The 25,173-nt window shown below is 67.7% G+C and carries 29 protein-coding genes and 1 riboswitch; of the genes, 18 read left to right on the top strand and 11 right to left on the bottom strand.

The window, feature by feature from the left end; translation table 11 throughout:
- Positions 1 to 55 precede the first annotated feature (55 nt).
- Positions 56 to 274 (top strand): hypothetical protein, encoded by a 219-nt coding sequence (locus BUB76_RS10740; RefSeq protein ID WP_073128783.1) that lies wholly within the window; start codon positions 56 to 58, stop codon positions 272 to 274.
- On the opposite strand, the gene BUB76_RS10735 is transcribed toward BUB76_RS10740, so the two are convergent.
- Together BUB76_RS10735 and BUB76_RS10730 are read right to left on the bottom strand one after the other, a co-directional pair.
- Positions 271 to 690 (bottom strand): DUF1499 domain-containing protein, encoded by a 420-nt coding sequence (locus BUB76_RS10735; protein WP_073128782.1) that lies wholly within the window; start codon positions 688 to 690, stop codon positions 271 to 273. The genes BUB76_RS10740 and BUB76_RS10735 overlap by 4 nt on opposite strands.
- Positions 687 to 1,874 carry a M20 aminoacylase family protein gene (locus BUB76_RS10730; protein ID WP_073128781.1) on the bottom strand — a complete coding sequence of 396 codons (1,188 nt, stop codon included), beginning with the start codon at positions 1,872 to 1,874 and terminating at the stop codon, positions 687 to 689. The genes BUB76_RS10735 and BUB76_RS10730 overlap by 4 nt, the downstream gene beginning before the upstream one ends.
- Before the next feature lie 66 nt (positions 1,875 to 1,940).
- Here BUB76_RS10730 and mazG point away from each other — a divergent pair, with 66 nt between their 5' ends.
- From mazG to BUB76_RS10715, 3 genes are all read left to right on the top strand, one after another.
- A complete protein-coding gene (gene mazG, locus BUB76_RS10725) occupies positions 1,941 to 2,744 on the top strand; it encodes a nucleoside triphosphate pyrophosphohydrolase (protein ID WP_073128780.1) in 804 nt (267 codons plus the stop codon).
- Between the two features lie 92 nt (positions 2,745 to 2,836).
- Positions 2,837 to 3,838, top strand: coding sequence for a Fe(3+) ABC transporter substrate-binding protein (locus tag BUB76_RS10720; RefSeq protein ID WP_073128779.1), 1,002 nt, complete (start codon positions 2,837 to 2,839; stop codon positions 3,836 to 3,838).
- Positions 3,839 to 4,232: 394 nt separating this feature from the next.
- On the top strand, positions 4,233 to 4,856 hold the full coding sequence (locus BUB76_RS10715) for an RNA ligase family protein (protein ID WP_073128778.1): 624 nt from the start codon (positions 4,233 to 4,235) through the stop codon (positions 4,854 to 4,856).
- A gap of 101 nt (positions 4,857 to 4,957) precedes the next feature.
- On the opposite strand, the gene BUB76_RS10710 is transcribed toward BUB76_RS10715, so the two are convergent.
- Positions 4,958 to 5,794 (bottom strand): sulfite exporter TauE/SafE family protein, encoded by an 837-nt coding sequence (locus BUB76_RS10710; RefSeq protein ID WP_073128777.1) that lies wholly within the window; start codon positions 5,792 to 5,794, stop codon positions 4,958 to 4,960.
- 116 nt (positions 5,795 to 5,910) lie between these two features.
- Positions 5,911 to 6,810 (bottom strand): MBL fold metallo-hydrolase, encoded by a 900-nt coding sequence (locus BUB76_RS10705; RefSeq protein WP_139250846.1) that lies wholly within the window; start codon positions 6,808 to 6,810, stop codon positions 5,911 to 5,913.
- Positions 6,811 to 7,010: 200 nt separating this feature from the next.
- Between BUB76_RS10705 and BUB76_RS10700 the strand changes: the two genes are divergently transcribed.
- The 10 genes from BUB76_RS10700 to BUB76_RS10655 all read left to right on the top strand — a co-directional run bounded on the left by BUB76_RS10700 (position 7,011) and on the right by BUB76_RS10655 (position 15,660).
- The gene (locus BUB76_RS10700; protein WP_084140626.1) at positions 7,011 to 7,586 is read left to right on the top strand and encodes a hypothetical protein; all 576 of its coding nucleotides are present in this window, start codon (positions 7,011 to 7,013) and stop codon (positions 7,584 to 7,586) included.
- Between the two features lie 28 nt (positions 7,587 to 7,614).
- Positions 7,615 to 10,131 (top strand): methyl-accepting chemotaxis protein, encoded by a 2,517-nt coding sequence (locus BUB76_RS10695; RefSeq protein WP_073128775.1) that lies wholly within the window; start codon positions 7,615 to 7,617, stop codon positions 10,129 to 10,131.
- Positions 10,132 to 10,173: 42 nt separating this feature from the next.
- A complete protein-coding gene (locus tag BUB76_RS10690; RefSeq protein WP_073128774.1) occupies positions 10,174 to 10,728 on the top strand; it encodes a chemotaxis protein CheD in 555 nt (184 codons plus the stop codon).
- Positions 10,729 to 10,735: 7 nt separating this feature from the next.
- Positions 10,736 to 11,020 (top strand): STAS domain-containing protein, encoded by a 285-nt coding sequence (locus tag BUB76_RS10685; RefSeq protein WP_073128773.1) that lies wholly within the window; start codon positions 10,736 to 10,738, stop codon positions 11,018 to 11,020.
- A gap of 1 nt (position 11,021) precedes the next feature.
- Positions 11,022 to 11,390 (top strand): response regulator, encoded by a 369-nt coding sequence (locus BUB76_RS10680; RefSeq protein WP_073128772.1) that lies wholly within the window; start codon positions 11,022 to 11,024, stop codon positions 11,388 to 11,390.
- 3 nt (positions 11,391 to 11,393) lie between these two features.
- Complete coding sequence (locus BUB76_RS10675; RefSeq protein WP_073128771.1) at positions 11,394 to 13,571, top strand: chemotaxis protein CheA; 2,178 nt, start codon at positions 11,394 to 11,396, stop codon at positions 13,569 to 13,571.
- Positions 13,568 to 14,041, top strand: a complete 474-nt coding sequence (locus tag BUB76_RS10670) for a chemotaxis protein CheW (RefSeq protein WP_073128770.1) — start codon at positions 13,568 to 13,570, stop codon at positions 14,039 to 14,041. Before BUB76_RS10675 ends, BUB76_RS10670 begins: the two co-directional genes overlap by 4 nt.
- Positions 14,038 to 14,898 carry a CheR family methyltransferase gene (locus BUB76_RS10665; protein WP_073128769.1) on the top strand — a complete coding sequence of 287 codons (861 nt, stop codon included), beginning with the start codon at positions 14,038 to 14,040 and terminating at the stop codon, positions 14,896 to 14,898. Before BUB76_RS10670 ends, BUB76_RS10665 begins: the two co-directional genes overlap by 4 nt.
- 64 nt (positions 14,899 to 14,962) lie before the next feature.
- On the top strand, positions 14,963 to 15,316 hold the full coding sequence (locus tag BUB76_RS10660; protein ID WP_308417674.1) for a response regulator: 354 nt from the start codon (positions 14,963 to 14,965) through the stop codon (positions 15,314 to 15,316).
- Positions 15,313 to 15,660, top strand: a complete 348-nt coding sequence (locus BUB76_RS10655; protein WP_073128767.1) for a hypothetical protein — start codon at positions 15,313 to 15,315, stop codon at positions 15,658 to 15,660. Before BUB76_RS10660 ends, BUB76_RS10655 begins: the two co-directional genes overlap by 4 nt.
- Before the next feature lie 147 nt (positions 15,661 to 15,807).
- Here BUB76_RS10655 and BUB76_RS10650 read toward each other — a convergent pair whose 3' ends face one another.
- From BUB76_RS10650 to BUB76_RS17950, 7 genes are all read right to left on the bottom strand, one after another.
- A complete protein-coding gene (locus tag BUB76_RS10650) occupies positions 15,808 to 16,485 on the bottom strand; it encodes a class II aldolase/adducin family protein (RefSeq protein WP_073128766.1) in 678 nt (225 codons plus the stop codon).
- 264 nt (positions 16,486 to 16,749) lie between these two features.
- Positions 16,750 to 17,853 (bottom strand): S-methyl-5-thioribose-1-phosphate isomerase, encoded by a 1,104-nt coding sequence (mtnA, locus tag BUB76_RS10645; RefSeq protein WP_073128765.1) that lies wholly within the window; start codon positions 17,851 to 17,853, stop codon positions 16,750 to 16,752.
- A gap of 150 nt (positions 17,854 to 18,003) precedes the next feature.
- Positions 18,004 to 18,825 (bottom strand): bifunctional hydroxymethylpyrimidine kinase/phosphomethylpyrimidine kinase, encoded by an 822-nt coding sequence (thiD, locus tag BUB76_RS10640; protein WP_073128764.1) that lies wholly within the window; start codon positions 18,823 to 18,825, stop codon positions 18,004 to 18,006.
- Positions 18,822 to 19,469: a thiamine phosphate synthase gene (gene thiE / locus BUB76_RS10635; RefSeq protein ID WP_214607533.1), complete on the bottom strand. Its 648-nt coding sequence runs from the start codon at positions 19,467 to 19,469 to the stop codon at positions 18,822 to 18,824. Before thiE ends, thiD begins: the two co-directional genes overlap by 4 nt.
- Positions 19,460 to 20,287 (bottom strand): hydroxyethylthiazole kinase, encoded by an 828-nt coding sequence (thiM, locus tag BUB76_RS10630; protein ID WP_373280051.1) that lies wholly within the window; start codon positions 20,285 to 20,287, stop codon positions 19,460 to 19,462. Before thiM ends, thiE begins: the two co-directional genes overlap by 10 nt.
- Positions 20,288 to 20,298: 11 nt before the next feature.
- Positions 20,299 to 20,387, bottom strand: a riboswitch (TPP riboswitch).
- 45 nt (positions 20,388 to 20,432) lie between these two features.
- The gene (locus BUB76_RS10625; RefSeq protein WP_236737900.1) at positions 20,433 to 21,074 is read right to left on the bottom strand and encodes an NAD(P)-dependent oxidoreductase; all 642 of its coding nucleotides are present in this window, start codon (positions 21,072 to 21,074) and stop codon (positions 20,433 to 20,435) included.
- Entirely contained in the window at positions 21,071 to 21,247 is a 177-nt protein-coding gene (locus BUB76_RS17950; RefSeq protein WP_175550298.1) for a hypothetical protein, read from the bottom strand. The genes BUB76_RS10625 and BUB76_RS17950 overlap by 4 nt, the downstream gene beginning before the upstream one ends.
- Positions 21,248 to 21,599: 352 nt before the next feature.
- Between BUB76_RS17950 and BUB76_RS10620 the strand changes: the two genes are divergently transcribed.
- The 4 genes from BUB76_RS10620 to BUB76_RS10610 all read left to right on the top strand — a co-directional run bounded on the left by BUB76_RS10620 (position 21,600) and on the right by BUB76_RS10610 (position 25,034).
- Positions 21,600 to 22,538, top strand: coding sequence for a sulfurtransferase (locus tag BUB76_RS10620; protein WP_073128762.1), 939 nt, complete (start codon positions 21,600 to 21,602; stop codon positions 22,536 to 22,538).
- A gap of 12 nt (positions 22,539 to 22,550) precedes the next feature.
- Positions 22,551 to 23,684, top strand: coding sequence for a YeeE/YedE family protein (locus tag BUB76_RS10615; protein WP_073128761.1), 1,134 nt, complete (start codon positions 22,551 to 22,553; stop codon positions 23,682 to 23,684).
- Complete coding sequence (locus BUB76_RS17945) at positions 23,681 to 23,851, top strand: hypothetical protein (RefSeq protein ID WP_175481628.1); 171 nt, start codon at positions 23,681 to 23,683, stop codon at positions 23,849 to 23,851. The genes BUB76_RS10615 and BUB76_RS17945 overlap by 4 nt, the downstream gene beginning before the upstream one ends.
- 169 nt (positions 23,852 to 24,020) lie before the next feature.
- On the top strand, positions 24,021 to 25,034 hold the full coding sequence (locus BUB76_RS10610) for a TRAP transporter substrate-binding protein (RefSeq protein ID WP_073128760.1): 1,014 nt from the start codon (positions 24,021 to 24,023) through the stop codon (positions 25,032 to 25,034).
- Positions 25,035 to 25,173: the final 139 nt, after the last annotated feature.

The following is a 25,173-nucleotide window of genomic DNA, read 5'->3' as shown; positions in this document are numbered from 1 at the left end:
ATCCCGCAAAGCCCGCGCTTGGTCAAGGCCACCCACGCGTGGTATCCTGCCACCCATGCGATGGATCTGGCTCACCCTTGCGATGACGACGGCGGCCGTAGCGCAGGACGCGAAAGGCGTCGACTGCTACTGCACGGATGCGGATGGCGCGCGGGTGGAAATGGGCCAGTCGGTCTGCCTCAGCGTGGGCGGGCGCGAGTTCATGGCCCGCTGCGAGATGTCGCTGAACGTGCCCATGTGGCGCGAGGTTTCCGCCGGCTGCCTCAGCAGCTAGAGCTGCGCCGCCTCCAGCCAGCCGCGCATACGCTCCTGGTTCTTGCCGAAATCGTACTTCCCCATGACCAGGGACGACGTGACGATGACGCGGTCGCCATCGGCCCAGACATGGGCCACGTCGGGAAAGCCCATGACCAGCGACCGGGTGACGGCGACGAAACGATAGGGCTCGTTCAGCACGATATCGGTGCGCGGGGTGTCGCGGGCGGCGTCCAGAAGGCGCAGCACGGCGGCCTCCGGATCATCGGGCGTGCGCACGGCGGTGAAGCCCGACTGCCGGGTGTCGTCCCCCGCCCCGCGCGTGACTTGCGGAAAGTCCAGCGCGGATTGCGGCACCGGGCGCGACCGGATGAAGATCGCGGCGGCCAGCACCGCGAGCACGATCAGGACAAGGACGATCAATACCCATTTCATGCGGCTTCTCCTTTCGCTGTCCCGGCCAGCGGCTGGCGCATCTCGACCAGCCGGGCGAAGAAACTGGCGCCGATGGGCGACAGCTCGTCCTTGAAATCGAAGGCGGGGTTGTGACAGAGCGGCCCGCCGCCCATCCCGAGGTTCAGGTAGGCGCCCGGCCGCGCCTCGAGCATGTAGGCGAAGTCCTCGGCGCCCATGGAGGGGCGCGTGTCCCGCTCGACCCGCGCGGCGCCCACCACGTCGGCGGCCACGTCCGCGGCCAGCATCGCCTGGTCGGCGTGGTTCACCGTGGCGGGATAGTCGCGGATATACTCGACCTCGACCCCGACACCGAACATCGCCTCGATCCCCTTGCCGATCTCGCGGATGCGCCGCTCGGCCAGTTCGCGCATGGCGTCGGTGAAGGTGCGCACGGTGCCGCCGACGGTGGCGGTGCCGGGGATGACGTTGAACGCGGTGCCCGCATGGATCTGGGTGACCGACACCACCAGCCGGTCCAGCGGGTCGGCGTTGCGCGACACGATCGTGTCGAACCCCTGGGCCAGCGCCACCGCCGCCGGGATCGGGTCGATGCAGGTCTGCGGCCAGGCGGCGTGACCGCCGTTGCCGCGCACCGTGATGGCGAATTCGTCCACCGCGGCCATGATCGGACCGGGCGAGGTGTGGAAATGGCCGAATTCGTGCTGCGGGGCGTTGTGCAGGGCATAGACCTCGGCGATCTCGAACCGCTCCATCACGCCTTCCTCGACCATGACCCGGCCGCCGCCGCCGCCCTCTTCCGCGGGCTGGAACAGCAGCGCGACCCGGCCCGCGAAATTGCGCGTCTCGGCCAGGTAGCGCGCGGCGCCCAGAAGCATGGTGGTGTGGCCGTCATGGCCGCAGGCATGGGCACGGCCCGGGATGACCGAGGCATAGTCTGCGCCCGACTCCTCGGGCATGGGCAGCGCGTCCATGTCCGCCCGCAATCCGATGGTCGGGCCCGGCGCGCGGCCGTTGATGATCGCGACCACGCCGGTCTGGGCGATGCCCTCGTGCAGCTCGTCCACCCCGATCTCGCGCAGCCGCTCGGCCACGAAATGGCCGGTGCGGTGGCACTCGAACCCCAGCTCGGGGTTGCGATGGAGGTGCTGGCGCCACTTGGCCATGTCATCGGCAAAGGCGGCGATCCGGTTCAGGACAGGCATCTGGACACTTCTTCGGGTATGAGGTTCGGTCGGGCCCGTAATGCCCCCAAAGGAAGGCGCTTCGCAATGGCCGATCCGATCCACGACATGCCCGACGGCCTGCCCCGCCTGCGCGCGGTCATGGCGCGGCTGCGCGATCCCGAGCGTGGATGCCCCTGGGATCTCGAGCAGGATTTCGCCTCGATCGCGCCCTACACGATCGAGGAAGCCTACGAGGTGGCCGATGCCATCCAGCGCGGCGCCATGGACGAGCTCAGGGGCGAGCTGGGCGATCTGCTGTTCCAGTCGGTCTACCACGCGCAGATGGCCGAGGAGGCCGGGCATTTCGACCTGGACGACGTGATCGCGGGCATCACCGCCAAGATGATCGACCGCCATCCCCATGTCTTCGGGGACGAAAGCCGCGACAAGTCCGCGACCCAGCAGACCGCCGACTGGGAAGCCGCCAAGGCGCGCGAGCGCGGGTCCGCCGGCGTGCTGGAGGGCGTGGCGCTGGGCCTGCCCGCGCTGACCCGCGCCGAAAAGCTGCAGAAGCGCGCCGCCCGCGTGGGCTTCGACTGGCCCGAGACGGACCAGGTGGCCGCCAAGATCGCCGAGGAGGCCGCCGAGCTGGCCGAGGCGCGCGATACGCTGTCGCCCGAGAAGATCGCGGACGAGATGGGCGACCTGCTGTTCGCGCTGGCCAACCTGGCCCGGCACCTGGGCGTCGATCCCGAGGCCGCCCTGCGCGGCACCAATGACAAGTTCACCCGCCGCTTCGCCCATATCGAAGCCGAGCTGGCCGCGCGCGGCAGCAGCCCCGCCGCCGCCGACCTGGACGAGATGGAAGCGCTCTGGGTCGCGGCCAAGCGGGCCGAGTCGCGGGGATGAAAATATTCTGACAAGTTTGATCGGCTATTGACCCGATAGAAAAGGTCGGATTTATCGGGCGTATCGATACCAACGCAAACCCGGAGGACTCCATGCGTTCCCTGACCCTCGCCGCGCTCATGACCGCGACCGCCCTGCCCGCCATGGCCGAGGTGAACATCTACTCCTACCGCCAGCCCGAGCTGATCCAGCCGCTGCTGGACGCCTTCACCGAGGAAACCGGCATCGAAACGAACGTCGCGTTCATCGACAAGGGCCTGACCGAGCGTCTGCAGGCCGAGGGCGACCGCTCGCCCGCCGACGTGATCATGACCGTGGACATCAGCCGCCTGGCCGATGCCAAGGACGCCGGCGTGACCCAGCCGGTCGAGTCGGAGGTGCTGAACGAGAACATTCCCGAAAGCCTGCGCGATTCCGAAGGCCACTGGTTCGGCCTGACCACCCGCGCGCGCATCGTCTATGCCAGCAAGGAGCGCGTGGGCGAGGACGAGGTCACCACTTACGAGGACCTGGCCGACCCGAAATGGGAAGGTCGCATCTGCACCCGCTCGGGCACGCATGTCTACACGTTGGGCCTGATCTCGGCCCTGATCGAGCATAACGGCGCCGAGGCGACCGAGGAATGGCTGGAAGGCGTGAAGTCTAACCTGGCGCGCGCGCCGCAGGGCAACGACCGTGCGCAGGTCCGCGCGATCTGGGCCGGCGAATGCGACATCTCGCTGGGCAATACCTACTACATGGGCAAGATGCTCGAGGACGAAGAGCAGCAGGAATGGGCCAACGCGGTCCGGATCGAGATGCCTGAATTCGAAGACGGCTCGGGCACCCACGTGAACATCTCGGGCGTCGCCATGGCGAAATCCGCGCCCAACCCCGAGGATGCGCGCGCCTTCATCGAGTTCCTGTCTTCGCCCGAGGCGCAGGCGGTCTACGCCCGCGACAACTACGAGTACCCGGTCGATCCCGACACCCCGGCCACCGAGCAGGTGCAGGAATGGGGCGACCTGAACCCCGACCTGACCGCGCTGGACGCCATCGCCGAAAACCGCACCCAGGCCCTGCAAATGGTCGAGCGGGTGGATTTCGACGGCTGATCGCCGACATGGCGAAACCGCGAAGGGAATAGTCCTTCGCGGGCGCAATGATCCAGAGCAACGAAGGGCCCGGAGCGCGCTGTCCGCTTCGGGCCCTTTCAATCTTTGCCCTTTCAAAAGCACAAATTCGCCGGTCAGCTTCGTGCCGAACGTCCTGCATGGTGCCGAAGTCGAAGGTTCCTTCGGACCTGTGCGGCGCGGCTTCAGGGAAGGCCTGGCCGACCGGTGCGCCCTTCTTGCCGCTCAACCAAAAGGCCGACCGCGCGCCGAGAGACAGCTGCGCGAAGCCGTGCCGATCGATCGGACCGAGACCCGGAGGCTCTTCTTCCGGTGCTCCGCCGCCGGGCCGCTCTCGACCTTGTTCGCAACTCGGCCTGCGTGCTAGCCCCGATGCATGAAAAAGTACGGTCGCACCTTCCACCTTCCGATTTCGCCCGGTGCGACCAGCGACGACAAGGTCATGTCCTCGCTTGACGGGTTGGCTGTCGACGATCTTGTCGTGACGGAGAAGATGGACGGTGAGAATACGACCATCCATGCGGCGGGCACGCATGCGCGGAGCCCCGACAGTCGCTACCACCCATCACGAGATTGGCTGAAAGCATTCGCGGCGGGCATATCCCCTCAGCTTGCGGAAGGGGAGCGCATCATCGGTGAGAATCCCCACGCAAGGCACTCCGTGGCCTATGATGCGCTGCCGTCGTATTTCCTGGGCTTTGCGTGGATCATCGACGACCGGGTGCAAGCGTGGGATCCCACGCTGGCCCGCTTCGAGGAGCTGGGCATCCACCCCGTGCCGACCCTTTGTCGTGGTCCGTACCGGGCGTCGCTGTTCGAAGACCTTGCGCGCGATCTGGACCTGGACCGCCAGGAAGGCTTCGTCGCGCGGTGGGCCGATGCATTTCCGGAAAGCTCGATGCCGGAGCGGATGGGCAAATATGTCCGGGCGGGCCATGTCCAGTCAGACATTCACTGGATGAAATCGGAACTCGTTCCGAACGGCATCGATCGCAGCTGACCCGCTCCGTCCCGCCCGGCCGACATGCAGCGCGGGGCACACCGCGCGGCGGAACACGCAGGCCAAGCCCCCTCGCTTCTCGGGGGCGCCTGCATCCAAGGTCAGCCCAGCGCCTGGAACAGGTCCCAGAACATCCGGGCCGAGGTCACCGCCAGGAACAGCCCGAAGGCCAGCCGCAGCGCCCGGCGCGGGATGCGGTGTGCCAGCGCCACGCCCACCCGCGCGAAGGTCATGGTCAGCGGGATGATGATGACCGCCGCGACCAGGTTCACGTAGCCCAGCGACAGGGGCGGCAGATCCGGCGTGCCGAGCCCGGTCAGCACGTAGGTGATCGCGCCCGGCACCCCGATGATGAACCCGATCGCCGCCGAGGTGCCCACCGCGCGGCGGATATCGTAGCCGAGGAAGTTCAGCAAAGGCACGCAGACCGTCCCGCCACCAATCCCCATCATGGCCGAGATCGCCCCCGCGACCACGCCCAGCGCGGCCCAGACGGTCTTGGGAAAGCTGCGCGGAGTGTCGCTGTCCTGCCCCTTGCGCAGCACCATGTCCGCCGCGACAAGCGCCGCCACCGTGGCGAAGACCGCGATCAGCGCCAGGCCCGAGACGATCCCTCCGAGGATGCCGCCCAGCACCACGCCGACCAGGATCGACGGCCCCCAGAGCTTCAGCAGGTCGAAATCGATGGCGCCCTTCTTGTAGTGGCCCCAGCTTGAACTGACCGAGGTGAACACGATGGTGGCCAGCGACGTGCCCACCGAAAGCTGCATTACCTGGCCCGGGTCCATCGGCGTCAGCGACAGCGCGAAATACAGCGCGGGCACGATCACGATGCCACCGCCCACGCCCAGAAGCCCCGCGAGGATCCCGCCGAAGATCCCCGCCGCCACGGCTGGCCCCGCGACCGACCACAGGAGTTCCGCCACCGCACCGTCCATGCTGCACCCTTTCCACTGTCCCCGTGCCGGGGCGACGTGACCCGCCTGCCCCGGCACCGTGACATACCGCCCGGTGCCGTCCGGTCAATGGCGCCCGGGCCGCCCGGGGCCGCAGGTCAGAACCGGTTGGCCGGAATCTTGAAGTAGCTGTGCCCGTCATCCTCGGCCGGCGGCAGGCGTCCGCCCCGCAGGTTCACCTGCAACGCGTGCAGCATCTGGGTGGGCAGGCTCAGGGTGGCATCACGCTTTTCGCGCAGCGCCACGTATTCGTCCAACGGCGTGCCGCCGCCCAGGTGAATGTTGGTCTCACGCTGCTCTGCGACCGTGCTTTCCCACGCGGGCTCTTCCCGATCATCGGTGCCGTAGTCGTGGCCGATGAAGATGCGGTGGTCGTCGGGGTGCTCGAGGATCGCCTGCATCGAGCCATAGAGCTCCCGCGCCGAGCCACCCGGGAAATCGCACCGCGACGTGCCGGCATCGGGCTGCATGAAAGTGTCATGGGCGAAGATCGCGTCGCCCGCCACATAGGTGACCGAGCCCAGCGTGTGACCCGGTGACAGCATCACGCGGACGTCGATCTCTCCGATGGTGAAGCTGTCGCCATCGGCGAAAAGGTGGTCGAAATCGCTCTCGGGATCAAAGGCTTGCGGCATGTTGTAAAGGTCGCGCCAAAGCTCGGCGATCTTATTGACCTTCACGCCGATGGCCTGCTGCACGCCGGTCTGCGCCTTCAGCCAGGCCCCGGCCATGAAGTGGTCCGCGTGGGGATGGGTGTCGAGGATCCATTCCAGGTCCAGCCCCTCGCGCGCGATGAAATCCAGCGCCCATTGCGCGTGGGTGGTCGAGGTGCGCGCCGCCTTGGGGTCGAAGTTCAGAACCACGTCGACAAGCGCCGCCTTCCGCGTGGCGGGGTCGATGCAGATGTACTGGCAACTCCCGGTATCGGGCTCGTGGAAGCCGACGACCCGCGGGCTGCCCGGCCCGCGCGACGGGCTGTCTTTCCAGAGAATGCTCATGGTTCGGCTCCTTTTCATGTCGGGGCCTTACCGCCCCCCTCAACACAATCGAAAACACGAATATTAACGGGCGTCGACCCCGGATGGGTCCGCCCGGGCGACAAACGAATTCCTATCGCGCCGCCCCGGTTCACCAATTTTCAAGCTTTGCGCTCGATGGTGCGGCCCACAGCACCCATTTTTCCGGAAGGAGCCGACCGATGCCGCGCCTGATCCCAACCGTTCTCGCCATTGCCTGCGCCGGGTTCACGGCGCCCACGCTTCACGCCGCCGAGGCCGAAGCGCTGGCCTACGCCCGCGCACAGCTGGCCGCGCTGGGCGAAACGCCCGACATCACATCCGTGGTCAAGGCCAGCAACCTGCGCCACGGCGCCCTGGACGAGGCCCAGATCCTCGAACTCGACGCCGCCTGGCGCGCTGAGATCGGCAGCACCTCCGACACCGTCATCACGCCGGTGCTCGAATCGGATGCCAGCGATGCGCTGCGCGAAATCGTCGAGGCGGCGAACGGCCGGATCGTCGAGATCATCGTCATGGACAAGATGGGCATGAACGCCGCGATCAGCGCGATCACCTCGGACTACTGGCAGGGCGACGAGGCGAAATACCTCGAAACCTACCCGAAGGGCGCCGGCTCCGTCTTCGTGGACACGGTCGAATTCGACGAATCGTCGAACCTCTACCTGCAGCAGGTATCGGGCACGCTGACCGACCCCTCGACGGGCATGCCCATCGGCGCCGTGACCTTCGGCCTCGACGCCAGCGCCTTCAACTGATCCTCGCCACAGCCAAGGAGTCCGCCCCGTGACCTCCCCCGCCGCCCCGTCGCTGCTTCGTTCAATCGCGGTCAAGTTCGCCTTGGCCGTGGTCTTGTCCATCACCATGGTGATGACCTGTCTCGTCATCCTGCAAAACGCTACCCTGGATCGCTTCGCCGATAATGCGGTGGCGGACCAGGCGACGGCACAAGGCAGCCTGCTCTCCGACCTTCTGCCGCCGCACGTGGCGTTCGGCAAACCCGACATGGTGGCCGCGCTGCTGGCCGATTTCGTTGAAGGTGGCGCGGGCAAGTTCACCGGGGTGGTGGTCGTCGACGCGGATGCCAGCGAAGTGGCGCGCGAAGGCGCCGACGTGGACGCGCAACTGCTTGAAATGGCACGGGCATCCCTCGATCAACCCGCCGATGCACATGTCGCCGATGCCGACGTGGTGGCGTTCCCGCTGTTCCACGGCTCCGACCGCAGGGTCGGCGCGATGGCCACGCGCTGGTCGACCCGTGCCATGGACGCCGCGATGTCGCAGATGGCGCTGCGCGAATTGCTGGTCGCATCCCTGGCCGGTATCGTGGCGGTGGTCCTGTCCTACATGACCTTCCGGTGGCTCGTTCTGAAGCCGCTGCGCCGCCTCACCACCGTGGTCGAAGAATTGCGCACCGGCAAATACGACGCCGACCTGGAGATCGTCGAACGGCAGGACGAATTCGGCACGCTGGCCCGCGCCGTCGACGACCTGCGCGGCCATCTCTCGAAGGGGTTCCAGGCCTCGAAGGACGCCTTCTTCAAGAGCGCGGCATTCAACACCTCGTCGTCCTCCATGATGCTCGCCGATGCGGGAGGCGACGTCTTCGCGGTGAACGCGGCATTCCGCGATCTGTGCGCGGATCGGCTCGATCAGTTCCGGACGGCCTATCCCGGTTTCGATCCGGCCGCCCTGGAAGGGCAGAATTTCACGAAGTATCTGCCCGGGGCCTCGCTCACCGATGATCGCGAGAGGCAGTCCCTGACACTCGCGCTCGACGACCTGCGCATCGCTGTCGACATCGTCGCGATCCGCAACGGCGACGGCGTCCTGACGGGATACGTCCTGAATTGGGCCGACGTCACGGAGACCCGCAAGAACAAGGCCCTTCTGTCGGAAATCAACACCAGCCAGCTCCGGGCCGAGTTTGCACCCGACGGTCGACTGGTGGCCGAAAACGACCTGTTCCACAGCATCGTGGGCTTGTCCAACAAGGATCGCGCCCAGCCGTCCCTGAACAAGATCCTGGCTCCCGGCCAGGAGACGGTGATGGAAGGCATCGCGACGGGTGACGGCTTCGCCGGGAAGATCGCCCTGCGCGGACTCACCGATGGCACCGTCATGCTCGACGGCAGCCTGATCCAGGTCAGTGACAGCGACGGCAAGCCGTATCGCGTGTTCCTGCTGGGTCGCGATATCACCGAGCATGAGCGCACGAGCGAAACCCAGCGCGCCGAGCGGCGCGAGATCGAGGCCGAGCAGGCGGCCGTGGTCGAGGCGCTCCGTGTCGGGCTGAAACGGCTCAGCGCCGGCGACCTCCGCGCCACACTGTCAGAGCCCTTCGCCAGCCGCTACGAGGAACTGCGCAAGGATTTCAACGCCACGGTCGAACAACTGTGCGAGGCCATGGCCGCCATCTCCGAGCGGGCCGAGACCATTCGCAACGAAAGCCAGGACATCAGCGGCAACGCCGAGGTCCTGTCGCGGCGAACCGAGTCCACCGCCGCCACCCTCGAGCAGGCGGCGGCAGCCCTGGACGACCTGACGGGTGGCGTGCGGCTGACCGCCGAGCGCGCCAAGAATGCCAACGACATCGTGCGCGTCGCCAAGTCTAATGCCGAGGACAGCGGCCAGGTGTTGCTCAAGACCGTGGCCGCCATGGACGAGATCTCCGCCTCTTCCGAGAAGGTTTCGTCGATCATCAAGGTCATCGACGATATCGCCTTCCAGACCAACCTCCTCGCCCTGAATGCCGGGGTCGAGGCCGCCCGCGCGGGCGAGGCCGGACGGGGGTTCGCCGTCGTCGCCTCCGAGGTGCGCGCCCTGGCCCAGCGGTCGTCCGACGCCGCGCGCGAGATCAACGACCTAATCGCCCAGTCCGTCACCCAGGTGAAGCTTGGCGTCGACCTGGTGGGCGAAACGGGCGAGTCGCTGCGTCGCATCGCCAGCTCGGTCAACGACATCTCGGGACAGGTCTCGGAGATCGCCGGATCGGCCCAGAGCCAGTCCGCGACGCTGGAGGAAATCAACGTCTCCGTGACCCAGCTGGACCAGTCGACACAGCAGAATGCCGCCCGGCTGGAAGAAACGACCGCCGCATCCGACGCCCTGAAAAGCGAGGCAGTCGCCCTGGTGGACACGATCGGTCATTTCCAGTTGTCCGACCGGGTCGTTTCCCTGACTCCGCGCGCCACGGGGACCAAGCCCGCCGATCCGGCGAAGCCCGCGCAACGCGAGCATGATCGATCTTCCGAAGCGCAAGCCCCTGCCAAGGCCGCGAATGGCGCCTGGACGGATTTCTGATCCGGTCGCAACGCCAGCCGATGCACAACCGGGGGACCCCCAATGAGAGACACACGGATACAGCCCAGCGGGCTCGCGACCGCACCGCGCGAACAGGTGGTGGTCCAGGGCGAGTACCGGGTCAGCAACGATCCGGCCGCGGTTCTGTCGACCCTGCTGGGATCTTGTGTCGCGACCTGCCTGTTCGACCCCGTCGCGCAGGTGGGGGGGATGAACCACTTTCTCCTGGCGAGCCGGCCCGGCCGGCCCGACGCCTCGGAGCGCTACGGGCTCTATGCCATGGAGGTCCTGATCAACGGTTTGCTGAAGCTCGGGGCCAGCAAGTCACGGCTCGAGGCGAAGCTTTTCGGCGGCGCGACCATGTCGGGCGTCATGGGGCACATCGGCGCCGAGAACGGCCGCTTCGCCATCGATTTCCTGGCCCGCGAGGGGATCCCGGTCCGGGCCACCAGCCTGGGCGGCCAGCAGGCCCGCCGCCTGCGCTTCCTGCCGACAACGGGTCGCGCCAGCCAGAAACTGGTGGAAGACGCCGAAGCCCTGATCGGAACGCCACCCCCCCGCCCCAAAGCCAGCGACATTCAGTTTTTCGAGGATTGAACGAACCATGGACGGTGAAACCAGAACAGAAACCGTGACGCTCGATGCCCGGATGCCGTCGCTTGCCGCCGATCAGCTCATCGAGCGGCTGGCGCAGGTAAAGGCGGGCAGCGTGCACCTGGATGGGCTGCAGGTTCGAACGATGGGTGCACGGGTCGCCGAAGTGCTCTGCCGTTTCAAACGGGCCCATAAGGCGGCCGGCGGCACGCTCACCTGCGCCGCCTCGCCCGACCTGCATGACGATCTGCGGATTCTCGGCCTCGATCACCTGCTGCTTGGAAAGGATCTTTGAGATGAGCCTGAGCATCCTCGCAATCGACGACTCGCGTACCATGCGCGACCTTCTACGCAGCGCGCTGGAAGAAGTCGGCTTCAACGTCACCACCGCCGAAAACGGCGCCGACGGAATCGGCAAGCTCGAAAGCGCCACACCGGACGTGATCATCACCGACATCAACATGCCGGTGATGGACGGCTTCGGCGTCATCGAGGCCGTGCGGAAATCGGACGGCGCCGCGTCGGTTCCGATCCTGGTTCTGAGCACGGAGTCGGGCTCCGAGCTGAAGGATCGCGCGCGGGGCCTCGGGGCCACCGGCTGGATCGTGAAACCTTTCGACGACCAGCGGCTGATCTCGGCGATCCGTCGCGTGGCGCGGGTGTAAACGATGGCGAGCCTCAGCGAACTGCGCCAAGTCTTCTTCCAGGAATGCGAGGACCAGCTGGAAGAGCTGACGGATGGCCTGGCCGAGATCGAGGATCTCGGGCCGGGCGACGCACCCGACCCCGAAACAATCAACCGCATGTTCCGCGCCGTGCACTCGATCAAAGGCGGCGCGGCGTCCTTCTCACTTGAGGCGATCACCCGCTACGCCCATGCCTTCGAGACGGTTCTGGACGAATTGCGCGGCGGTCAGATTGCCGTGACCCGAGACCTCGTCACCGTCTTCTACCGGGCGGCGGATTTCCTGGCCGACCTGGTCGCCTCCGGAGCCGACGACTCGCCCGTCAGTACGGCCGACCTTCAGACCCATATCGACGAGGTCATGGCCCTCTCGGCGACTCCGATCGCGGCCGAGGCACCAGTGCCCGAAGAGGACGTATCGGAGCCGGACTGCAGCGCCGAATTCGTCCCCATCGCGCTCGACTTCGGGGTCGGCGCGGACGGTGCGCCGGATATGGCGCCGGACGACTATGTAATCACCTTCGTGCCCGAAGCCGGCCTGTATTCCAACGGGCACGAGCCCGTTCAGCTGTTCCACGAGCTCGAAACGCTGGGCACCCTCTCGGTGACCGCGACATTGGACGACGATATCGCCTGGGACGACGCCGGACCGGCAAACATGTGGCAGATGACCCTGCGCACCGACCAGAGCGAAACGGCCATTCACGAGATATTCGAGTTTGCCAAGGGGTTTGCCCGGATCGACATCCAACGCGTGGACGCCGTGCCGCCGCCAACCGGGCCGGGCGCGGATTCCGACGTCGAGGTGCCCGAGACCGGGTCGTCGGACGAAGGTCGGGGAGCCCCGCCCTCGGCCACGGACACGACTTCGGTGACCGAGACGCCGGGGCCAGAGGTCTCCACCAAGGAGGTTGCGCCCGTCGATCCGCAGAAAACCCGTGCCCAGAAAGTGTCGAAGGCGACCGTACGGGTGGATCTGGAGGTCGTGGACGAGCTCATCAACATGGTGGGCGAGTTGGTCATCACGCAATCGGTCATGACCCAGTCCCTGACCGATGCAGGCGGCGCCGAGGGCCGGGAAATGGCCGCCACGCTGGAAGATTTCAAGACGCTGACCCGCAAGATCCAGGAAGGAATCATGGCGATCCGCGCCCAGTCGGTGAAACCGCTTTTCCAGAGGATGGGCCGGATCGTCCGCGAAACCGCCCAGATCGCCGAGAAGGACGTCCGCTTCGTCGTCGAAGGCGAGGAGACGGAGGTCGACCGCACGGTCATCGAACGGCTTGTCGACCCCTTGACCCATATCCTGCGGAATTCCATCGATCACGGGCTGGAGCCCGGCGCGGCGCGGAGGGATGCAGGCAAGGACCCTACAGGCACCGTCACCCTGTCGGCCGCGCATCGCTCGGGTCGCGTTGTGATCGAGGTGCGCGATGACGGCGGCGGCGTCGATCGCGAGAAGGTGCTGTCCTCGGCCATCCGCAAGGGACTGGTGCCCGACACCGCGAATCTGACCGATGCCGAGATCGACCGGCTGCTCTTCACGCCCGGATTCTCGACCGCAAGCGCCGTGACGAACCTGTCGGGCCGCGGCGTGGGCATGGACGTGGTCAACAGCGAGATCAGGCGCCTCGGCGGACGGGTCTCGATCCTTTCCACGAAGGGGCGCGGAACCACGATCTCGATCAGCCTGCCGCTCACGCTGGCGGTGCTGGACGGGATGGTCGTGGATGTCGCGGGCGAGACCATGGTCGTGCCGATCTCGGCGATCGTCGAGACCATCCGCCCCCGCCCCGAGCAGATCCACAGCATCGGCCCGCGCACCCGGATGGTCGCCGTGCGGGAAAGCATGGTGCCGGTGATCGACATCGCCGACATCTTCGGCTTCACCTCGCAACGGCCTGCGGCCCGCGACTGTGTCCTGCTGCTGGTCGAGGACGACCGCGGCGACCAGTACGCGCTGACCGTGGACCGGATCCGCGACCAACGTCAGCTCGTGATCAAGAGCCTCGAGGCCAATTACGGAACCATACCCTTCGTGGCCGCCGCGACCATTCTGGGCGACGGCCAGATCGCGCTGATCGTCGACCTCGACGAGATCACCCACCAGGGCGCCGCCGCCCGTTCCGCAACCCCCTCAACCGCCAGGGTGCCCGCATGACCGACGACCGAACCGATCTCCAACCCGGCAAGTCCGAGCTGATCACCTTTTCCATCGGAGATCAGGATTTCTGCATGGATATCATGGCCGTGCGCGAGATCCGCGGCTGGACGGGCGTTACCATGCTGCCGCACTCGCCGCCCGATGTCATGGGCGTCATGAACCTTCGCGGGGCGGTGGTGCCCATCGTGGACCTGGCGGCCCGCCTCGGCTTGGAACGCTGCCGCGACGCGGGGCGCACGGTCATCATCGTGGCCAATATCGGCGAGCAAACGGTCGGCTTTCTTGTTTCTGCCGTGTCCGACATCGTCAGCATCGCCCCGGACGAGGTGCAGCCCATGCCTCGCATGGACGGGCTGGACAGCGACAGCTTCGTGAAGGGCATCATTGCATCCCAGGACCGCACGCTGCGCGTGCTCGACATCGCGACCCTGTCGGCCTCGATGATTGCAACGCAGGTCGACGCATGACGGGGACGGACCTGATCCGGCTCGAACTCAGCACCGACGCCTTCGAGCAGATCGCCGCCATCCTGGCGGAGCGGACGGGCATCCGGCTGGAGCCCGGGACCGAACGCCTGGTCGTGTCGCGGCTTTCGAAGCACCTGCGTCGGCTCGGCCTCGCCAGTTTCGAGGCGTTTCTCGAGCACATTCGCAGACCGAGCGGCGCCGAGGACCTGGCGGCGATGATCGATGCGCTGACCACCAACACCACGCGTTTCTTCCGGGAAGCCGGCCATTTTCGCATCCTCGAGCAGGATATCATGCCGCGACTGGCGCAGAAGGCCCGCGCCGGCGGCCGCGTCCGGATCTGGTCGGCGGCCTGCTCCAGCGGCGAAGAGGCCTACAGCATCGCCGCAGTGGTCGCCAAATGCATGCCCGACGTGGGCCAACACAACTTCAGGATCCTTGCCACCGATATCGACAGCAAGGTCCTGAAAGCCGCGCAAGACGGCCGATACCCCGCGACCGCCAAGCGCGACGCGGGCCCGGACTTCGCCGCGCGCCTTTTCGAAGAGACAAGGGACGCGGACGGCATGCTGCGTGTCCGCGCCGCGCTGCGAAAGCTTGTGACGGTCCGGTACCTGAACTTCATGGACCCGTGGCCGGTGTCGGGCCCATTCGACGTGATCTTCTGCCGCAACGTGGCAATCTACATGGAGCCCGACACGCAGATGCGGATCTGGAGCGGCCTCGAACAGGTCCTCGACCGCGACGGTGTCCTGTTCATCGGCCATTCCGAGCGGATCGGGCCACCACTGTCCGATCGGCTGGAGCTTTTCGGTCCGACCTCGTTCCGGCGGCCGGGTGCCGCCATGTCCCAATAAGCCGCCATCCCAAAGTCAAGGAGCGCCCCCAATGTCCCTACGCGAACAGCTCAAGGTTCTGGTCGTGGACGACACCAGCGTCAGCCGCGGGCTGATCTGCAATGCGCTGGAAGAAATCGGAATCAAGAACGTCGATAGCTGCAACGCCGGTGACGTAGCGCTTGAACGCGCGACACGTCAGGGATTTCATATCGTCATTTCGGACTACAACATGCCGGGAATGGACGGCCTGCAACTGTTGGAGAAATTGCGGCTGCAGAAGGCGACATCGCGGATCGGCTTCATTCTCATCAGCGGGTCCATGAAGCCGTCGATCCTGGCCGAGGCCAAGAAGCTGGGCCTCAACAACTTTCTGTCCAAGCCCTTCGACACGGCAAAGATGCGTGCCTGCCTGGAAACCGTGACGGGCAAGCTATGAGCGATGCCACCCTGCCGCTGGTCGAGATCCTGTCGGGGCTCGAGGGCGAACTGTCGCGGGTGGAAGCCATGTCGCGGGGGCTGGAAGACGTGGCGGCGTCGGCCATCCTGGGCCATGCCATCGGCACGACAGGCGACCGACGGGCGTGGCAGGAACTCGATCGCCTGACCCAGACGACGGCCGATTTGCGCCGCGCGGTTGCCGGTTTGGCCTCGCAGTGCGGCGCCATGCCTCCGGTCGCGCTGCACCCGGTCACGCGCGACCTGCGGCTCGAGCAGGTGCGCGCCGCGCTGACCGGCCGCGCGTCGGCGGCCACCCCCTCGTCGGAGCCCAGCTTCTTCTGACGGTCGATCCCACGGCGCACCGCTTCGGCGGCTCGCCGGCCCCGCGACGGGCCGTAAGCGGCGGCGCAATGATGCGGTGAGAGGGTGACACGCTCGAGGCGTAAAGAACCCGGCGCGCCAGGCCAAGCTTACCGAGAGGCCCCGAGCCTATGCTACTGAATTGTTGTCCGAGCGCGGACCGTAGCTGCGGAAGGCGACATGCACCTCGGCCATCTCTTCGGCGGTCAGGATATGCGGCGCCCCGCCGATCGTGCTGAACAGATAGGTCCGGGCCAGCGACTCGAGCTCTTCCAGCCGCCACAGGGCCTTTTCGACGGTCTCGCCCAGCACGGTCGCGCCGTGATTGGCCATGAGGCAGCCATGACGCTCGGTCATGACCGCCGCCATGTTGTCGCACAGGGCCTGGCTGCCGAAGAGCGCGTAATCGACCAGCGGCACGTCATCGCCGCCGAACGCCGCGATCATGTAATGGCAGGCCGGAATCGCCCGCCGTTGCACCGCCAGCACGCTGCAATAGGGCGGATGGGCGTGCAGGACCACGGGCATGTCGGGCCGGGCCTTGTGGAGCGCCTGGTGAAACGGCCATTCCGACGACGGCTTCGGCCCTATTTCGTCCGGTGATCCCTCCAGCGGAATGGTCACCATCATGTCGGGTGCCAGGGCGTCGTAGGCCACGCCCGATGGCGTAATGAGCACGCCATCCGCGACCCGGGCCGAGATGTTGCCCGAGGTGCCCTGGTTCAGGTGACGGGCGTTCATGGCGCGGCACGCGTCGATCAGGGCCTGTCGGGTGGCCGCGGTATCTGGCAGGGGCGCGGTGGTCATTCGTCAGTCTCCAGCGGGGTTCCGGGTGGGGCTATATCGGGTTCGGGACGGCAGGCGAACCGCTCTTGCGGCACCGCCCGGGCTTCGGGTCGCGGCCCGCACCACCCACTCACGGCGCACCAGGCCCTTGGACGCGAGAAGGGCGACGGGGTCGCCATGCGGCTGGCGTCCCACGCCGTTCGTGCCGCCGGTGAAGACGGCGACCCGGTCTTGCAGCACCGGGCCTCGACCGGTCCACGGCCGGGCCGTCAGGCCCTTCGCCACCTAGCCCGCGGCCCGTGCCAGATCGGGGAACAAACCGGCCAGGCCGTCCTCGGTGGCCGCGCAGACGCCGCGCTCGGTGATCAGACCGGTCACCAGCCGGCTGGGCGTCACGTCGAAGGCAGGGTTGCCCGTGCCGGTGCCCTCGGGCGTGACGCAGACCGTGCCGATCCCGCCCCCCTCGAGCCGCCCCTGGATATGGCTGATTTCGGCGCCGTCGCGTTCCTCGATGGGGATCTCGGCGACACCGTCGCTCACCGTCCAGTCGATGGTCGGCGACGGCAGCGCGACGTAGAACGGCACCCCGTTGTCATGGGCCGCCAGCGCCTTGAGATAGGTCCCGATCTTGTTGCACACGTCGCCGCGCCGCGTGGTGCGATCGGTGCCGGTGATGACCATGTCCACCATTCCGTGCTGCATCAGGTGCCCGCCCGCGTTGTCGGTGATGTAGCTATGGGCCACGCCGTGGCTGCCCAACTCCCACGCGGTCAGCGCGCCTTGGTTCCGGGGCCGGGTTTCGTCCACCCAGACATGCAGCGGAATGCCGGCATCATGCGCCTGGTACATGGGGCTTGTGGCCGTGCCCCAATCGACGGTGGCGATCCAGCCCGCGTTGCAATGGGTCAGCAGGCGCACCGGCTCGCCCGCAGGCTTGCGCGAAGCGATCTCGCGGATGATCTCGAGCCCGTGGGCCCCGATGCGGCGGTTGATCTCGACATCCTCGTCCGCGATCTCGTGCGCCAGCCTCAGGGCGGCCGCGGCCCGCTCGGCGGGCGCCAGCGGGCGCAGCGCCGCGCGGCAGCGATCCAGCGCCCAGCGCAGGTTGATCGCCGTGGGCCGTGTTTTCTCAAGGAAGGTCCAGGCCGCATCCATGTTGGCGTCGCCGGGATCCTCGTCCATGGCGCGGGCCATGCCATAGGCCGCCGTGGCCCCGATCAGCGGCGCGCCGCGCACCCGCATCTGGTAGATGGCATCGGCGAAATCCTGCATCGTTCTCACGTCGGCGACGCGGAAATCATGGGGCAGCCAGCGCTGGTCGATGATCTTGAGGACCCGGGCGTCCGCGTCCCACCACAGCGACCGGTAATGCGTGCCGTCGATTTTCATTGGAAGGCCTCTCCGACTTCAGGGGCGAGCAATGACGTGGACCGATCCATCGGACCGGGCGATTGCCGGTATGGAACACATGCGCCCCGATGACCAGAAGGTGCACGGCGCAATGTCGCGCATCCGGGGCGGGCGCGACGCTGTGCCCGGTCAGAGGCCGGCCTTCGCCCAGAGCGCCGCGAAGTGGTGGGTCGGCCCGTGCCCCTGCCCCACATCCAGCCGGTCCGCGGCGCGGATCGCGGCCGTCACGAAATCCTTCGCCGCGCGAACGGCCTCGGCGGGTGAAATGCCCCGCGCGAGCTGCGCGGCCAACCCAGAGGACAACGAACACCCCGTGCCGTGGGTATTGGCGGTGTTGATGCGCGGCGCGCGGGACCAAATGGCCCCGTCGACCGAGACCAGGCAGTCGGCGCTGTCCGCCCCCTGCCCGTGACCGCCCTTCATCAGAACGTATCGCGGCCCCAGAGCCAGCAGCGCGCGACCCTGTGCCTCGACCTCGGCCTCGGTCCGCGCCACGCCCTGGTCCAGCAGATGCGCCGCCTCGGGCAGGTTCGGCGTCAGCAGCAGCGCCAGCGGCAACAGGTCGTCCCGCACCACGCGCACCGCGTCGGGCTCGAGCAGCGGGGCGCCTCCCTTGGCGATCATGACGGGGTCGAGCACGATCCGCTCGGCCGCCCGCGCGCGCAGCCGGTCGGCCACCCGCGCGGCGATGTCGGCGTTGCAGATCATGCCCACCTTCACCGCGTCGACGGCGATATCGTCGAACACCGCGTCGATCTGCGCCGCCACGAACTCCGGCGGAACCGGATGGATGCCGCTGACCCCTTGGGTGTTCTGGGCCGTCAGCGCCGTCAGCGCGGCCATGGCATAGGCACCATTGGCCGAGATCGCCTTCAGGTCCGCCTGTATCCCGGCCCCCCCGGACGGGTCCGATCCGGCGATGGACAGGACGTTGGGGATCTTTCGGGTCATTCTTCTCTCCAGTTTCGGATGATGTCGCGTGCGGCGGCGCGGGGATCGGGCGCGCCAAGGATGGCGGACACAACCGCCATGCCGTCGCATCCCGCGTCACGCACAAGGCCCGCATGCGGTGCTTTCAGCCCGCCGATGGCGACGTTGGGCAGACGCGTGGCGTGGGCCATGGCGGCAAGTCCGTCGAAGCCCAGCGGCGCGGCGTGTCCCGGCTTGGTTGCCGTTGCCATGACGGGTCCCAGCCCGAGGTGATCGGCACCGCCATCGGCCGCGGACGCCACGTGCGCGGGCGTTTCGCAGGACAGGCCCAACAGCCGGTCCGGGCCGATCCGGCGCCGCACCGCGACCGGGTCGCCGTCCTCCTGCCCGATATGCACGCCGTCCGCCCCGGCGGCGATCGCCGCCGCAGGATCGTCGTTGACGATCAGCGGAACGCCGGTCCCTTCGAGCGCGGCGCGTATGGCGCTGGCCGTCCGCACGCGGCTGGCGGTGTCGGCGTCCTTGTCGCGCAACTGCACCATCGTGACGCCGCCATCCACCGCCGCGCGCACCCGGGCGGGCAGCTCGGACGCCGGGCACAACCCCGGATCGGTGACGAGGTAGAGCCGCAGGTATCGCCGCAGTTGGTCGTCGCTTACAGCCATGCGAGATGCGGGGCGTTGCGCAAATCCTCGGGCGTGATCCCCGCCAGCGCATCGAGGAAAGCCACCCGGAAGCTGCCCGGCCCGTGGGAGGCGCGTTCGCCCTGCGTGCCCGCCTCGGCGAACAGCACGAGCGCCGCGACCACCGCGTCGAGCGGCGGCACCACGGCGGCGAACCCGCCCATCAGCCCGGCCTGCGAACAGCCCATGGCCGTCACCTTTGGCATCCGGTCCGATCCGCCCGACACGCGTGCGGCGCGGCTGCCATCGGTCACGAAATCCACCGGCCCGGTCACCGCGACGACGCCGCCGGTCTGCCGCGCCAGCGCGCGCGCCGCGTCCTCGGCCGCCTCGACGGTGTCGCCGCTATCGGCGCCCTTGCCCGCCCCGGACTGCCCGGCCAGCGCCAGGATCTCGGACGCGTTGCCGCGCAGGATGGCGGGCTTGCGCTCCAGCAGCCGCTGGGCCGCATCCCGGCGGTAGGGCGTCGCGAAATTCGCCACCGGATCCAGCACCCAGGGCACGCCCGCGCCGTTGGCGGCATCCGCCGCCGCCTCCATCGCGCGCAGCCATGGCGCGGACAATGTGCCGATATTGATCGTCAACGCCCCGGCGATGGGGGCGAAATCGGCGACCTCCTCCTCGGCGTGGATCATCGCGGGCGAGCCGCCGGCGGCCAGCAGCACGTTGGCGGCCAGGTCCATGGCCACGTAGTTCGTGATGCAATGGACCAGAGGCACGCTTTCGCGCAGGCGGGTCAGGGCGATATCGGGTGGGGTGAAGTCGTCCGGCATGGCGTCCTCGTCTTGGGGTCGGGCCATGCGGGATGGGGCGCCAGTGGCGCTCGCCTTCCTCCGCCGGCATGACCCGGTTCAGGTTCGAAGGGTACATCTCAGCCCGAAGGCGCCCCTGGCGTATGATTGGTATTGTGTGCCGCGCGGTGAGTGCGTCAACCCCGGGCCGGTGTCAGCGCGCCAGCACCACGTCGCGGCGGATGTCGAGATCCGAGGTCGCCGCCTCGACCAGGTAATCGGCCACGTCCTTCCGCGAGATCAGGCCGTTGCGCCACTCGGACGGTTCGCGCAGCACGCGGTAGCGGCCGCTGGCCCCGCCATTGGTCAGGATGACGGGGCGCACGATGGTCCAGTCGATCGCGGTGTTGCGGATCAGCTCTTCCTGCCGGTCCTTGTCGGCGTATGGCCGACCCAGCAAGGCCCAGTGGCCCGCGCGTTCCACCGCGCTCATGGCATTGCGCGACCGCCCGGCCCCGAAACCGGTGACGGCGACCAGGCGGCGCGGCCCCCGCTCGGCCATGCAGTCCAGCAGGAGGCGCGTGCTGTCCGAGAACAGCGTCACCGGGGTCCAGAGCATCGACACGCTTTCCTTGATCCCCAGCGCGTAGATCACCGCGTCCGTCCCTTCGAGCGCCGCGCCCACGTCCGCGGGGTCCAGCGCGTCGCCGGCCATGGTCTCCAACCCGTCGCGGGCGGCCATGTCATCCGCGCTGCGCGCGAAGGCCCGCACGCGGTGCCCCTTGGCCAGCGCCGTTTCCATGGCGATCTTGCCGATGCCCGAGGTGGCGCCGAAGATTGTCAGGTGAACACTCAATTCAACATGTCCTCGAACAGGCCGTGAAAGCGGCGATGCTGCGCGCCGTCCCGGCCCAGATACAGCGCGCCGCGTCTGTCGGTCACGCTCCAGGGTGTCGGTTGCAGCCGGTTGTTGTCGATGCTTTCGCTGGGCCGGTCGAGCCGGGCCGTGTCGCGATCCGTGCTGGGCATGGCAAAGCTCCTGGTATGGGCGGCCCTTTCGGACCGAAGAATTATATAGCCTCAAATCCCGTCGCGCCGCCTGGGTCCGGGCGGGCCGCGCGCGAAATGTCGCATCCGGTCCACGCGTGGCGACAGGGCCCGCCTGCGTGAAATAAGAACCGGCGGCGCCGGACAAGCGGATGCCGGTCCAAGCCTATCCGCCCATCACCGGCGAGGGAGAACATCTGTTCCGGCAGCCAGGCAGGCCGCGAAACAGCGTTCCGCCCACGGGCCGCATTTTGCCCCTCAAAGCAGTTGTTTTCCCCGTCCCACGGCCCAAATGAGGGTCAGAATTGAACGCCACGTCACGAAAGGCCCTGCCATGAAACACGCGATCGTCTCGGCGGCATTCGCCGTCACGCTCACCGCCGCGCCCGCGCTGGCGCAGGAGGACTTCGGCCCGCTGCTGACCCCGGGCGGACTGGAGCAAGCGCAGTCGAACATCGACGACCTGCTGATCGTCGACATCCGCGACAGCGACGCCTTCGAGGCCGGCCACGTGGACGGCGCGGTGAACGCGCCCTACGGCTTGTTCCGCGGTCCGGCCGACAACCCCGGCCAGCTGCCCACCGAGGATCGCCTGACCGAGATCCTGCGCGACATCGGCGCCACCACCGACCGGCCCACGGTCATCACCTACCAAGGCGGCAGCATCACCGATTTCGGCGCCGCGGCCCGGGTCTACTGGACGCTGAAATCCAGCGGCGTGAGCGAGCTCGCCATCCTAAACGGCGGCATCAATGCGTGGACCGAGACCGGCAAGTCGCTGGGCACCGGCACGCCCGAGGTCTCGCCCAGCCAGATCGAAGTGACCTTCTCGGACGAATGGCTCGCCACCGCCGAGGACGTCCAGGCGGTGCTGGACGGCAACGACGACGCGCTGCTTCTGGACGCGCGCCCCGAAAGCTTCTGGTCGGGCGAGCAGTCGCACCCCGCCGCGGCGCGCCCCGGCACCCTGCCCCAGTCCGAGTATTTCGAACATGCCGGCTGGTTCTCGGACGGCCCCGCCATCATCGACGCCAGCGCGGCCCGAAGCCTCGCCGCAGAGCAGGGCTTCAGCGAGGCCGACCAGCTGATCTCGTTCTGCAATACCGGCCACTGGGCGGCGACCAACTGGTTCGCGCTGAGCGAGCTGGCGGGCATCGACAACGTGAAGCTGTTCCCCGAAAGCATGGTCGGCTGGTCCAACGCGGGCTATGACATGGCCAACGTGCCCGGCCCGATCCGGACGCTTTGGAACCAGATCAAGAACGTCTTCTAAGAAGGGGTCAGCATGGCCACCACCACTGCAAGCGCATCGGCGGCCCCCGCCGGTGCCTCGACCTTCGGAAAGGCCGCCCTGATCGGGGCGGCCTTGGCTGTTTCGCTGGCCGTCGCCCTGTTCGTCGGTGCGCGCTATGGCCTGCTGCTGCTGATCGGGCTGGGCTTCGGCATCGTGCTCGAGGGTTATCGCTTCGGCTTTGCCGGCCCGTGGCGCCGCATGATCACCGACCGCGATCCCGGCGGCGTCCTGGCGCACCTGCTGTCCATCGGGATCGTGGCGATCTTCGCCATCCCGCTCCTGGCCTCGAACGGGGGCGAGCTGCTGGGCGCCCGCGCGCCCGTGGGTTTCGCCATGATCGCCGGCGCCTTCGTCTTCGGGCTGTGCATGCAGCTGGTCATGGGCTGCGGCTCGGGCACGCTGGTCAACGCGGGCAGCGGCAACCCGGTCAGCCTTGTCGCACTGCCCTTCTTCGCCATCGGCAGCTTCGCGGGCGCCTACCACCTGCTGTGGTGGACGAATCTCGGCGCGCTCCCGGTGATCGCGCTGGAAGGCACGACCGGCACGCTCCTGACGCTGGTGGCGCTGGCCGCGGTCGCGGTGTTCCTGCTGGCCATCGGCGCGCCGGGCAAGCGGGCGATCCCGCGCCGCTACATCGTGGCCGCCGTGCTGCTGGCCGCCCTGGCGCTGGCCAATTTCGCCGTGGCGGGGCAGCCCTGGGGCGTGGTCTACGGCCTGGGCCTCTGGGCCGCGAAGGGCGCCGCCGCACTGGGCGCGGACGTGACGGCATCGCCCTTCTGGGGCACGCCGGGCAATATCGACCGGCTCAACAACTCGGCGCTCACCGATGTGACCTCGCTGACCAATCTCGGCATCATCGCGGGCGCCTTCCTCGTGGCCGCGTGGCGCGGCGGGCTGTCGGCGGGCATGCCCGACCTGCCCGCACGCGCCTGGGTCGCCACCATCGTGGCGGGCTTCCTGCTGGGCTACAGTTCGCGGCTGGCGTTCGGCTGCAACGTGGGGGCGTTCTTCTCGGGGATCTCGACCGGGTCGCTGCATGGCTGGGTCTGGTTCGCCAGCGCCTTCGGGGGAACGTATTACGGGATCAAGCTGCGGCCCGTCCTGGGGCTGGAGGGCCGGAAATGAGCCGCTGGGTCACCGCCGGGATCGCCCTTCTGGGGCTGACCGCCTTCATGGCGTGGGATCTCGCCGCAAGCGAGCCGCCCAACATCTATCGCGCGCCCCCGCTGATCGCGCTGGGGTCCGGCGCGGCCGCGTCGGGCGCCCATTGCGCGGCCCTGCCCTCGGACTGAGACCGCGTCTCGCGGGCCGGCCCCGGCCCGCGACAGCCGCTTTTCCTAAACAAAGTGGACAAAAAACTGCCCGCTTGTGAGCGCTAAATCCGCCGGGACGGGGTTGCTGTCGCGGCGTCACTCTCTATTTTCTCAAATGGTATACCAAATTGCCAACAGGGAGAGAGAGATGAAAAAGACGCTTGCCACGGCCTGTGCCGCCGCGCTTCTGACCGCCAGTGCCGCCAGCGCCCAGACCAACCTGCGCATCCAGACCCACCAGTCGGCCGAGTCCGTCTGGGGTGAGCTCATCGGCGAATTCGTCGAGAACGTGGAGCGGATGTCGGGCGGCGACCTGACCATCGAGATGTTCTACAGCTCGCCCGTGGTCGCCACGACCGAGACCTTCACCGCCGCGGCCCAGGGCATCCTGGATTGCGACATGACGAACGGCAGCTACCAGACCGGCCTGAACCCGGCGTTTCAGTTCGTGTCCGACCCCATGGGCGGCTACGACACGCCGCTGCAATTCCTCGCATGGGTCCAGTACGGCGGCGGCGAAGACGCCATCCAGGAACTGTACGAGGCGAACGGGATGCACTTCATCGGCGCCTATACCGGCGGCCAGGAATCCATGAACTCGTCGACGCCGATCGCAGGCCCGGACGACCTGGAAGGCTGGAAGTTCCGTTCGCCCCCGGGCATGGAGACCGAGATCTTCGCCGAGCTCGGCGCCTCGCCCATCGTGATGGACTTCACCGAGATCTTCACCGCGCTCGAGACGGGCATCATCGACGGGGCCGACGCCTCGACCCTGGCCAACAACGTGGGCCTGGGGATCTACGACGTGGTCAGCCACGCGACCTATCCGGGCTTCCACTCGATGTCGGCGGACCACCTGGCCTGCTCGACCGCCGTGTGGGAGACGCTCAGCGACCAGCACAAGGCGATCCTGGAAACCGCGATGGACCAGATCTCGCTCAAGCTGATGCTGAACACGCTGGTGGCCAACGGCGAGGCCGCGACCGAGCTGCCCAAGCAGGGCGTGACGCTCTACGACTGGTCGGACGAGGACCGCGCCACCTTCCGCGCGGCGGCCGTGAAGCAGTGGGACAGCTGGGCCGAGAAGACGCCCGAAACCCAGGCCCTGGTCGAAAGCCACAAGGCCTTCCAGGAGCGGATTGGCCTCGGCACCTCCGAGTGATCCGCACCTGACCTGAGATAAGAACGAAGGGGCGCCCCGAGGGCGCCCCTTTTTTCATCCGCTATGATCTCGAACGGCCCGATCTTCGCCTGCCGCAAGCATCTTGCGGAAAAGCTCGACACGCACCGGCCCCGCCCCG

The sequence above is a fragment of the Palleronia salina genome (assembly GCF_900141995.1).
Classification (GTDB): Bacteria; Pseudomonadota; Alphaproteobacteria; order Rhodobacterales; family Rhodobacteraceae; genus Palleronia; species Palleronia salina.
The sequence above is the reverse complement of the archived record's forward strand: the minus strand, read 5'-3'. Positions and strand labels throughout refer to the sequence as shown.

What these genes read in the sequence shown, in the direction of transcription:
- BUB76_RS10710 (WP_073128777.1), bottom strand. Translation starts at nt 5,794, where the DNA reads ATGGACGGTGCGGTGGCGGAACTCCTGTGGTCGGTCGCGGGGCCAGCC.
- BUB76_RS10720 (WP_073128779.1), top strand. Translation starts at nt 2,837, where the DNA reads ATGCGTTCCCTGACCCTCGCCGCGCTCATGACCGCGACCGCCCTGCCC.
- mtnA (WP_073128765.1), bottom strand. Translation starts at nt 17,853, where the DNA reads ATGAAAATCGACGGCACGCATTACCGGTCGCTGTGGTGGGACGCGGAC.
- thiM (WP_373280051.1), bottom strand. Translation starts at nt 20,287, where the DNA reads ATGGCCCGACCCCAAGACGAGGACGCCATGCCGGACGACTTCACCCCA.
- BUB76_RS10655 (WP_073128767.1), top strand. Translation starts at nt 15,313, where the DNA reads ATGAGCGATGCCACCCTGCCGCTGGTCGAGATCCTGTCGGGGCTCGAG.
- BUB76_RS10650 (WP_073128766.1), bottom strand. Translation starts at nt 16,485, where the DNA reads ATGACCACCGCGCCCCTGCCAGATACCGCGGCCACCCGACAGGCCCTG.
- thiD (WP_073128764.1), bottom strand. Translation starts at nt 18,825, where the DNA reads ATGACCCGAAAGATCCCCAACGTCCTGTCCATCGCCGGATCGGACCCG.
- BUB76_RS10675 (WP_073128771.1), top strand. Translation starts at nt 11,394, where the DNA reads ATGGCGAGCCTCAGCGAACTGCGCCAAGTCTTCTTCCAGGAATGCGAG.
- BUB76_RS10615 (WP_073128761.1), top strand. Translation starts at nt 22,551, where the DNA reads ATGGCCACCACCACTGCAAGCGCATCGGCGGCCCCCGCCGGTGCCTCG.
- BUB76_RS10715 (WP_073128778.1), top strand. Translation starts at nt 4,233, where the DNA reads ATGAAAAAGTACGGTCGCACCTTCCACCTTCCGATTTCGCCCGGTGCG.
- BUB76_RS17945 (WP_175481628.1), top strand. Translation starts at nt 23,681, where the DNA reads ATGAGCCGCTGGGTCACCGCCGGGATCGCCCTTCTGGGGCTGACCGCC.
- BUB76_RS10705 (WP_139250846.1), bottom strand. Translation starts at nt 6,810, where the DNA reads ATGAGCATTCTCTGGAAAGACAGCCCGTCGCGCGGGCCGGGCAGCCCG.
- BUB76_RS10730 (WP_073128781.1), bottom strand. Translation starts at nt 1,874, where the DNA reads ATGCCTGTCCTGAACCGGATCGCCGCCTTTGCCGATGACATGGCCAAG.
- BUB76_RS10610 (WP_073128760.1), top strand. Translation starts at nt 24,021, where the DNA reads ATGAAAAAGACGCTTGCCACGGCCTGTGCCGCCGCGCTTCTGACCGCC.
- BUB76_RS10700 (WP_084140626.1), top strand. Translation starts at nt 7,011, where the DNA reads ATGCCGCGCCTGATCCCAACCGTTCTCGCCATTGCCTGCGCCGGGTTC.
- BUB76_RS10670 (WP_073128770.1), top strand. Translation starts at nt 13,568, where the DNA reads ATGACCGACGACCGAACCGATCTCCAACCCGGCAAGTCCGAGCTGATC.
- BUB76_RS10685 (WP_073128773.1), top strand. Translation starts at nt 10,736, where the DNA reads ATGGACGGTGAAACCAGAACAGAAACCGTGACGCTCGATGCCCGGATG.
- BUB76_RS10735 (WP_073128782.1), bottom strand. Translation starts at nt 690, where the DNA reads ATGAAATGGGTATTGATCGTCCTTGTCCTGATCGTGCTCGCGGTGCTG.
- BUB76_RS10620 (WP_073128762.1), top strand. Translation starts at nt 21,600, where the DNA reads ATGAAACACGCGATCGTCTCGGCGGCATTCGCCGTCACGCTCACCGCC.
- mazG (WP_073128780.1), top strand. Translation starts at nt 1,941, where the DNA reads ATGGCCGATCCGATCCACGACATGCCCGACGGCCTGCCCCGCCTGCGC.
- BUB76_RS17950 (WP_175550298.1), bottom strand. Translation starts at nt 21,247, where the DNA reads ATGCCCAGCACGGATCGCGACACGGCCCGGCTCGACCGGCCCAGCGAA.
- BUB76_RS10665 (WP_073128769.1), top strand. Translation starts at nt 14,038, where the DNA reads ATGACGGGGACGGACCTGATCCGGCTCGAACTCAGCACCGACGCCTTC.
- BUB76_RS10680 (WP_073128772.1), top strand. Translation starts at nt 11,022, where the DNA reads ATGAGCCTGAGCATCCTCGCAATCGACGACTCGCGTACCATGCGCGAC.
- BUB76_RS10690 (WP_073128774.1), top strand. Translation starts at nt 10,174, where the DNA reads ATGAGAGACACACGGATACAGCCCAGCGGGCTCGCGACCGCACCGCGC.
- BUB76_RS10740 (WP_073128783.1), top strand. Translation starts at nt 56, where the DNA reads ATGCGATGGATCTGGCTCACCCTTGCGATGACGACGGCGGCCGTAGCG.
- thiE (WP_214607533.1), bottom strand. Translation starts at nt 19,469, where the DNA reads ATGGCTGTAAGCGACGACCAACTGCGGCGATACCTGCGGCTCTACCTC.